The following is a 400-nucleotide window of genomic DNA, read 5'->3' as shown; positions in this document are numbered from 1 at the left end:
CCCATTGCTGAAACAGCAAATAGCAGGTGTAGTAGAAGTGAAGCAATAATACTGCGACACTGGCCAGGTGGGTAAGGTCCAATATCTTTCGAAGGGCTTGTTCGTTTTCTCCTGTTAGGGACATAAGGAATGATTTTAAAGGTGTATGTTTCCTTTGCTTTTGCGGTGACGTTTTTTGGTGAGGGCGGCTGGAGGAGGTGGTTCCATTGGGGTAATGTGCTCTGCCATTACATGGGTCAAAGTTTTAAGCTGCCATTCCTGAAAGTTGTGTTTGGCAAAGTGCTGCTGTTGCTGGTAGGGGATATTTTCTGTAAGTTCCTTGTGCTGCGGAGCAATTGCCACAGCATGATTGAGCCGGGCCTGTATGGCTGCGGCAGTGTAGTCTTTGCCTAGTTCACTG

2 protein-coding genes are annotated in these 400 nt (G+C 47.5%); both read right to left on the bottom strand.

Features of this window, described 5'->3' with window-relative positions:
• A partial coding sequence (locus tag BUE76_RS24975) for a YWFCY domain-containing protein (protein ID WP_216820786.1) occupies window positions 1–124 on the bottom strand: 124 nt, incomplete at its 3' end.
• An 11-nt stretch (window positions 125–135) separates the two neighbouring features.
• On the bottom strand, window positions 136–400 hold a 265-nt coding region (locus BUE76_RS24970; protein WP_216820728.1), incomplete at its 5' end, for a hypothetical protein.

This window comes from Cnuella takakiae (assembly GCF_001953305.1).
GTDB lineage: Bacteria > Bacteroidota > Bacteroidia > Chitinophagales > Chitinophagaceae > Flavisolibacter > Flavisolibacter takakiae.
The sequence above is the reverse complement of the archived record's forward strand: the minus strand, read 5'-3'. Positions and strand labels throughout refer to the sequence as shown.